The following is a 6,920-nucleotide window of genomic DNA, read 5'->3' as shown; positions in this document are numbered from 1 at the left end:
ATTAGGTCCTCCTAAATGTCTCAAAGTGGAAACGGACTACAGTTTAAAGGATAGCTGAACCTCTTTGCTGTCAAAGACTTGAACTTCATGAATGATTTCACGAACGGCATTTTGTTGAATTTCAAATACGTTACTACTCAATGCCTCTTTTAGCTCTTTTGCCTTCAAATGTATAAATTTCTGTATATCCTTATCATTCATGGGGTCCTCGATAGCAGCTTCGAGGACTTTTATTTTTTCTTCAAGTTCCAATTTCTCTGAATCAAGTCTTGTACGATCATCTTTTAATTCTGCAAGGGGGATAACTCCTTCTTCATAAGCTTCCTTTTGTCGTTGCCACTTTTCACCGATGGATTTAAGGTTCCGTTTAGCTTGGCTTAATTCATCTCTGACCTTCTTCTGATGAGTAGAAGTCTCCACATACCCGTGGATGGGAACCGAAGCACCCTTGGCTAATTGACCTAGCTTTTCCAATACATAAGGCTCGATAACCTCAGTTTGAATATAGTGATTGAAGCACAGTCCTTTTTTCTGATAGTTACTGCATATGTATCGAAAATTTCGCAGGGTCTCTCCTTCTTTCTTCCATTTGGAAAATGTTCCAATCATACGAGATCCACAATGGCCACACTGGACCATCCCTGATAGCAGATAGTTACTTCGCTTCGATCGGGGAGCCACACCCTTTGTTTTGTCAATTTTCTCCTGAACGGCATCGTAAATTTCTTTATGAAGGATAGGTGGGTGGGTACCTTCGGCAACGATCCATTCCTCTTCCGAATTCTCAATCAGCTTTTGGCCTTTCCGTTTTTGTTTGTTCCATACGAGATCTCCTATTAGCATCCGATTTTCGGTAAAAAATACCCTGATTGCTTTGGCAGACCATTGGCCCCTATTTTTGGTTAAAACTTTTTCTTTATTTAGCAACTTAGCAAGCTGAAATGGACCATATCCCTCGATGTACATCTCTGCTATCTTCCTGACCCATTTTGCTTCTTCTTCGTTGATCACCAGCTGCTTATCAATCAAATCATAACCGAAACAGGGGCGGCTAATTGGCTTGCCTTGGTGGGCAAGATGCTGCATGTTATCCTTCACCCTTTCAGCGATCCGTTCCCGTTCAAATTCAGCAAACACCCCAAGGAGCTGGAGTACCATTCGACCGGCAGCTGTGGAAGTGTCGAAAGCTTCAGATGAAGATTTATAGACACATTCATTTTCATCAAGGAAATCAGTGAATTGTAGTAGGTCCAGTAGCCGACGGGTAAGGCGGTCGATCTTCGTAGTCACGACAGCCTGGATACGTCCATTTTGAACATCCGTGACCATACGTTGGAAGGCAGGACGGTTGGTATCTTTGGCGGAGTATCCATCATCAATATAAAACTCATATTCTCGCCACCCTTGGGAGGTAGCATAGGCTTGGAGGCGTTCCTTTTGTTCTGCTATGGAAACACCTTCTTTTGCTTGTTCATCGGTACTAACGCGAACATAAAGGGCTACTATCACAATATGATTCCACCTCATTCAAACATAGATATGATTCCTATTTTCCCATTGTTGTATTGAGCCATCATATCCACCTTTTTGTTATAAAGGAGCTCTACCTGATCGATGAGCAAACGGGATTGTTGTAATTAGGGAGAGTAGTGAGCATACAAGTGACAAAACTCTTCCCCACAGATAATCCGGCGCTCCATCCAATCAAGCCCTTTCCCTAGATAGATACTCCCTTGTCTACCATCGTTGTAGGGGATGGAATAGGAAATAGAAGATGTGATGTTATAAACCCTTATTCCATATCGTTAACAGATATACTCAATATCGATTTCGTCCGGGTACTAAAAATGAAAATGATCCGGAATTTTATCAGCTAAGGTTTCCCAAAGGTCTTTTTCTTGATGTAGGGAAACGTGTGCGATGATAAGTGAGGTGATAGAAATGAAAAACAACGTTTAGTATCTTCGCAGTGAGTGAATTGTTTGATTTAACGCAAGAACAGCTTGCGAATAAACTTGGTGTTTCTAGATATGCGATTATAAGAATTGAAAATGGTGAACTGACGACCGATGAAATGGTGATAAAAATAGCACATTTTTTCGACAAAGACCCAAGTGAAATTTTTTTTGTAAATAAGTTGAACAAGTACAACAGAAACAAGTTGGTTATTCGCCAAAGCAGGTGATCTAAATACTAAACCAATTTTCCGGACACGCACGAAAACTGTCCACACCTCATAACCATTTAGATACGGAGGTGTTAGCCCATGAAGATCAAAAGAGCGATGAAACCAGAAGACATCATTGAGTTACCCGCAATGGTTTACGACAGCAAGACTGGCGAAACATACCAATTGGATACGGCTTCTTTCGAGATACAGCAGCGACTAAGGGAAAAAATAGCTGAAGTTTGGTATCGTGCAGCCGCCTTGGCTGTGAAAAAAGAATTGAATATTGATTTTGAGATTAAAAAAGCGGCTCCTTAATGGAGCCTACATAGGCATACAAGCATTTGGTTAGTATTTCCAGAGAGGAGACATTGCATGAATCAATTAAATCTAGCCCATCTTCAGCATATTAGAGACATTGTTGATGCTCATATCCGGAAACATCAAAACGATCTTCAGACCGTTATGGAATATCCAGATTTACCTTTTTTTCAAAAACACAAATTCAGAAATTGAACGTTCAAAAAGTTTTACAAAACAATCTGAAATATGTAGCGGTATTGTGATTTCCGATGAACGCGGGGAACGCTTCTCACGTTCCTATGTTTGTTTTGATCCTGCTTTCTTTTTGAACAATTCTAAAGAAATCAAAGACACCAACTACTAGCGGAAACCAATACCATTATGGTCAGTTGACCAAGGAGATTGCTGGTGTTAGTGATGTGAAACCATTTAAACGTTTCTATGATCCAAACATGATTAAGGTTGTTATTTTGGATGAGGAGAAGAGGGCTCCGGGTGCGGATGTGGTTCAGCAAGTCCAGAAACATATTGACGCTGAGTGTCCTATCAGAGCTGACGTGACGGTTGTCGCGGCCACTGAGGTCCCAATCAACATTATTGCTCAACTTGTGTTAGAGTATGGGACGGACCTTCTAACAGTCACGGATATGGCAACGAATTTAATCGTAGAATACTTAAAATCCATAGCGTTCAAGGACTCTTTTTGCCGCTATTCAAGGATTGCAAATGCTATTCTGGATGCCCAGGGAGTCATTGACTATACCAATCTGACGGTGAACGCAGGTTCTGCAAACATTACTATAAACGATGGGGATGTAGCGGTGCTTGGGACGGTGACCTTCACATGATCGATATTAAAGCAGAAATGATAAAATCCATGCTTAAGTATTATCGGAAATCGAAGGTGATGGATGCCGTAAAAAGCTAGGATGCAGCTGTACTGGCTGCTGTGCAATCTACCTTTCAAGAAGTCATTCAACAGTTCCTTGTCGATTCAGCGACTTGGGTCTTGACTAATTATGAGAAAGAGTATGAGCTGCAAGTGAAGAGTTTCAAGTATTATAGTGATTATGGACAAGATAGATTCAGAGATTGAAGTTTATATATGACCAAAATTTTGGTAAAAACTACTATTTTAAACTTAAGGGAAATTGGTGTCAAGTAAGAAAAGTTGGTGATCCTGCTAACTTTTCCAAAGAATTAAGTGTGATAAAAAGGATTAGAGAATAGCAAATGACTTGGAATGCCCTCGATGCAATTCAGGTTATTCTTTTTTACCAAATTAAATTTTTATAAAAATAGATCTAATTACCCAGGTACAAAAGCTTACGTTAGTACAAAATGCCCTTTGAATATACTGGATAAATCAGGTAAAATATTACTATATTCGACAATCACATAGGTACGATAAATGGCAAACCTGTCGAAAGATGGGGGCGCAAAGCTATAGGGGCTTCGTTGGTTCAATCCAACATGCCAGCCAGTTGCCGAAACCAGGTCTTCTATCCTACCTTGTGACTTATGATCAAAGGAGGTTATGTGATTATGGAAGTGCTATTTCGTTTTAAGTGTACGTGTTGCGAAAGGGAAGTTTTATCTGATGCAGTGATCATAAAGTGCTGTGGTAAGTTAATGGTAAATGAAGGTCATCTGTTGATGACCCATGAAGAAGTCCACAATTTGTATAATGAAATGCATATGAGTGTTTCGTAATGACGTCCGAAAGGGCGTTTTTCTTTTTAACCAAAACCAACTTTTCTTAATAAGGAGTTAAAATTTTGATGAATTGAATGATAATTGGTGTATCTTTCTTCGGTACATCATCTGACATTAGAATAAGGATACCTTCTTGTACTACATAAAGTATAGGAGGTTGCAGGATTCCATTTATAAAAAGGTTGATGTAAGAAACGCTGTTAGGATTTAGAATACCGGTCTTTCCGTACTGAATTAATTCATCATGATTGGTATAAATTTTCTTTACTCCGTCAGAAATTGCGTTGTATTGATAGGTTTCTACTTTTAGAACTTTAGGATCGTTTTGCTGTTGTTGACCCGGAAAGATATCCGGACAGCTGGAGGGCGGATAAAAAAAGGGTCTTTTTTGCTTTGGGGTCAAATTTCGCATTAGATTATCATCCTTTTTGATTTGACTATTAGTTTTATATGTAATGGACTTGATGAGTTTGACAAAGTTTTGGGAAAAAGGCTGCCGATCTGACAGCCTCTTTGAATTAAGTTTCAACCGTTGTTGTAGATGATGGAGCAAAGCTGACAATTTCCAGCACAATAGGTGTACTGGTTAGGATGGAGTCTCCGCCTGCTGGGACGTCAATGGCAAGTGATCCAACGCCAGTGGCGCCGGGTGTGTAAGTTGAAAGATCATCCATTTGTAAAACGCCGTTAATATATACATTAAAATAGTTATTATTCGCTGCTAAAGAAGGCAATGAAGTAACGGCTGCACCAGTGTCCTCAAAAAAGCTGGCTGCATCAATCGTTAACGTGGATCCTGCGGCTGTTTCGCCTGTTGTCGTATGAAAAAATCTTGAATCTGTCGGTACGGCATCTGTTGTTGTAGTAGCAGTAACTAAAAGTTTCATGAGTTGAAGGGCCATATTTGTATCCTCCTTTCAATTTGAAATAACTTGCAATAGTATTCTATGTGTTTCTATTAAAAACGCTTGGACTCTTTAATTGCTATCTAGTAGATTTTTAAAAAATAACCAAATAACCAATAAAACTTTTAAAAAAACACCTACTTTTGGTTTCAAACTCTTGGAGTATTTCGGATAAGCACCTGCCACGTGCATCATACATGGAAGCCTAATCACACTGCGTGGCGAGCTAAACCCAATCACCGTAGGGTCCAAGACGGGATGAGAGATACTCACGTAAACACCAATGAATGGGATGATATAGGGCAGCATATCACAATTTTCCCGGATGGAAAGATCATGACCGGACGTAATCCAGAAAAAATCCCTTGCTCCACTAAAGGATACAATCGCAGCCTTTTATGTTGGAGATGGTGGGGGACTTTGACCAGGGAAAGAACAATCTGGAAGGTGCCCAACTGGACACAGCCGTCCAGATTTCCCGATATTGGCATCGGATAGGAGCAGCCGTGTGTTCCACCGGGAGTGCCTACTCAACAGCAAGTCGCCAAAAAGTTGCCCGGGAACCGGAGTTAATAAGGGTTGGTTTATGGATCGGGTAAAGAAGGAGGATGAATATGAAATGACCAAAGAGGATGCGAATAAGATTATTGCCTTGCTTGGAGCCGGATGGCATATTTGCAAGGATAAGGCCAGCCAGGATGAATTCAAGCGGTTAGCAAATGAGATAAGAAAAGCAAGCGGACAACCTCTGCAATAATTTACGAAATCTCTAATATCCATAGATTGCGGAGATTTTTGTCTTTAGCAGGAGTATATCTTTTTCTGTGGAATAATATGGGTGGGTGAGTTTAAAGGGGGGACGATAGATTGAGGGGTATATTGATTAAGTTGTTATTTTTTAGTGTTTTTACGTTTAATTTATTAAATCCACACAGTGTTATGGCTATTTCATCAGAACTTAACCAGGGAGGAAATAATAATTATATTCCTTCAAGTGGTGGAAGTACTGGGACAGCTCCGCCTGACTCGTCTTCAAATGGGGGAAATTCGGTTCCTCCGCTAGATGATCCTGTACCGCCAGGCAATATCGATGTAATTATTGAAGGTTCAATTACTACAGAAACATTAGATGTACATGGCGATAAAGTTATCGACATTATGGATTTGATTAGGCTTGAGAAAAAAGATAACGATGGCTTTTCGTTGAATCTGTTTTTAGACTGGGTCTATGGAAAGAAAATATCTGACCTATAAGCTATCCTATTGTCCTAACCTGAAGGTGGTTTTTCTAGTCATTCTTACAACAAGCCTTTCTCTCAAATAGGGAGGAGGGCTTTATTTTTGTTTCGCCATACTCCGCTCTACTTGTTTCAGGTGCTTCAGCAATACTTCCTTATCGGGACAAGTTACGGTGTTCCAGACTTAAGCGCCGGGAGGAGAGGTAATATGGGATTGAAAGAAGGAGGAGAAAGGCAGAGAGCTGAACGTTCTGATCGAAAGATCGGAGTTAATTCGTCTCTACCCAAAGAAGTCCACAATAATTAGACCGTCTAGCTATCGCTTGTTGGATATCTAAAACAGGATTTGGAGCATACTTAATTGAACTATGTTTAAAAAATGAAAACATCGTGAACTGAACTTTGTCCAAGATCAGCATAAGCATCGAGCCGGGTTTAGAATTATCCCGTCAAAAGATGAAGATGGTTTGAAGTATTTTGGTTGAAAAGAAAAAGTTAAAATAAGAAAAAACCTAGCTACTTTGACTAAGGTTCCTCGTGTATTTTTATTCCTCTATATACGTCTCCACTTTAGAACATATTAGGTCCTCC

The 6,920-nt window shown here is 40.0% G+C and carries 11 protein-coding genes and 1 riboswitch; of the genes, 8 read left to right on the top strand and 3 right to left on the bottom strand.

Annotated elements, in window-relative coordinates:
* Positions 1–36: 36 nt before the first annotated feature.
* Positions 37–1,509 carry a recombinase family protein gene (locus ACGLXV_RS00125; RefSeq protein WP_391556983.1) on the bottom strand — a complete coding sequence of 491 codons (1,473 nt, stop codon included), beginning with the start codon at positions 1,507–1,509 and terminating at the stop codon, positions 37–39.
* Positions 1,510–1,969: 460 nt separating this feature from the next.
* Here ACGLXV_RS00125 and ACGLXV_RS00120 point away from each other — a divergent pair, with 460 nt between their 5' ends.
* The 5 genes from ACGLXV_RS00120 to ACGLXV_RS00100 all read left to right on the top strand — a co-directional run bounded on the left by ACGLXV_RS00120 (position 1,970) and on the right by ACGLXV_RS00100 (position 4,183).
* Positions 1,970–2,185 carry a helix-turn-helix transcriptional regulator gene (locus tag ACGLXV_RS00120; RefSeq protein WP_391556982.1) on the top strand — a complete coding sequence of 72 codons (216 nt, stop codon included), beginning with the start codon at positions 1,970–1,972 and terminating at the stop codon, positions 2,183–2,185.
* A gap of 81 nt (positions 2,186–2,266) precedes the next feature.
* Positions 2,267–2,485: a hypothetical protein gene (locus tag ACGLXV_RS00115; protein ID WP_391556981.1), complete on the top strand. Its 219-nt coding sequence runs from the start codon at positions 2,267–2,269 to the stop codon at positions 2,483–2,485.
* A 57-nt stretch (positions 2,486–2,542) separates the two neighbouring features.
* Positions 2,543–2,683, top strand: a complete 141-nt coding sequence (locus tag ACGLXV_RS00110; RefSeq protein ID WP_391556980.1) for a hypothetical protein — start codon at positions 2,543–2,545, stop codon at positions 2,681–2,683.
* Positions 2,684–2,802: 119 nt separating this feature from the next.
* Entirely contained in the window at positions 2,803–3,318 is a 516-nt protein-coding gene (locus ACGLXV_RS00105) for a baseplate J/gp47 family protein (protein WP_391556984.1), read from the top strand.
* A 555-nt stretch (positions 3,319–3,873) separates the two neighbouring features.
* Positions 3,874–3,962, top strand: a riboswitch (cyclic di-GMP riboswitch).
* A 53-nt stretch (positions 3,963–4,015) separates the two neighbouring features.
* Positions 4,016–4,183 carry a hypothetical protein gene (locus ACGLXV_RS00100; protein ID WP_391556979.1) on the top strand — a complete coding sequence of 56 codons (168 nt, stop codon included), beginning with the start codon at positions 4,016–4,018 and terminating at the stop codon, positions 4,181–4,183.
* A 46-nt stretch (positions 4,184–4,229) separates the two neighbouring features.
* On the opposite strand, the gene ACGLXV_RS00095 is transcribed toward ACGLXV_RS00100, so the two are convergent.
* On the bottom strand, positions 4,230–4,598 hold the full coding sequence (locus ACGLXV_RS00095; RefSeq protein ID WP_391556978.1) for a DUF4183 domain-containing protein: 369 nt from the start codon (positions 4,596–4,598) through the stop codon (positions 4,230–4,232).
* Positions 4,599–4,704: 106 nt separating this feature from the next.
* Positions 4,705–5,088, bottom strand: coding sequence for a DUF4183 domain-containing protein (locus tag ACGLXV_RS00090; RefSeq protein WP_391556977.1), 384 nt, complete (start codon positions 5,086–5,088; stop codon positions 4,705–4,707).
* Between the two features lie 589 nt (positions 5,089–5,677).
* Between ACGLXV_RS00090 and ACGLXV_RS00085 the strand changes: the two genes are divergently transcribed.
* The 3 genes from ACGLXV_RS00085 to ACGLXV_RS00075 all read left to right on the top strand — a co-directional run bounded on the left by ACGLXV_RS00085 (position 5,678) and on the right by ACGLXV_RS00075 (position 6,636).
* The gene (locus ACGLXV_RS00085) at positions 5,678–5,848 is read left to right on the top strand and encodes an N-acetylmuramoyl-L-alanine amidase (protein WP_391556976.1); all 171 of its coding nucleotides are present in this window, start codon (positions 5,678–5,680) and stop codon (positions 5,846–5,848) included.
* 110 nt (positions 5,849–5,958) lie between these two features.
* Positions 5,959–6,345 (top strand): hypothetical protein, encoded by a 387-nt coding sequence (locus tag ACGLXV_RS00080; protein WP_391556975.1) that lies wholly within the window; start codon positions 5,959–5,961, stop codon positions 6,343–6,345.
* A gap of 87 nt (positions 6,346–6,432) precedes the next feature.
* Positions 6,433–6,636 (top strand): hypothetical protein, encoded by a 204-nt coding sequence (locus tag ACGLXV_RS00075; RefSeq protein ID WP_391556974.1) that lies wholly within the window; start codon positions 6,433–6,435, stop codon positions 6,634–6,636.
* The last annotated feature ends 284 nt before the right edge of the window (positions 6,637–6,920 follow it).

Origin of the sequence: Robertmurraya sp., from assembly GCF_036676585.1 — a bacterium.
In the GTDB taxonomy this organism is placed as follows: Bacteria; Bacillota; Bacilli; order Bacillales; family Cytobacillaceae; genus Robertmurraya_A.
Note: the sequence above shows the minus strand (reverse complement) of the source record. Positions and strands in the feature narration are given on the sequence as shown.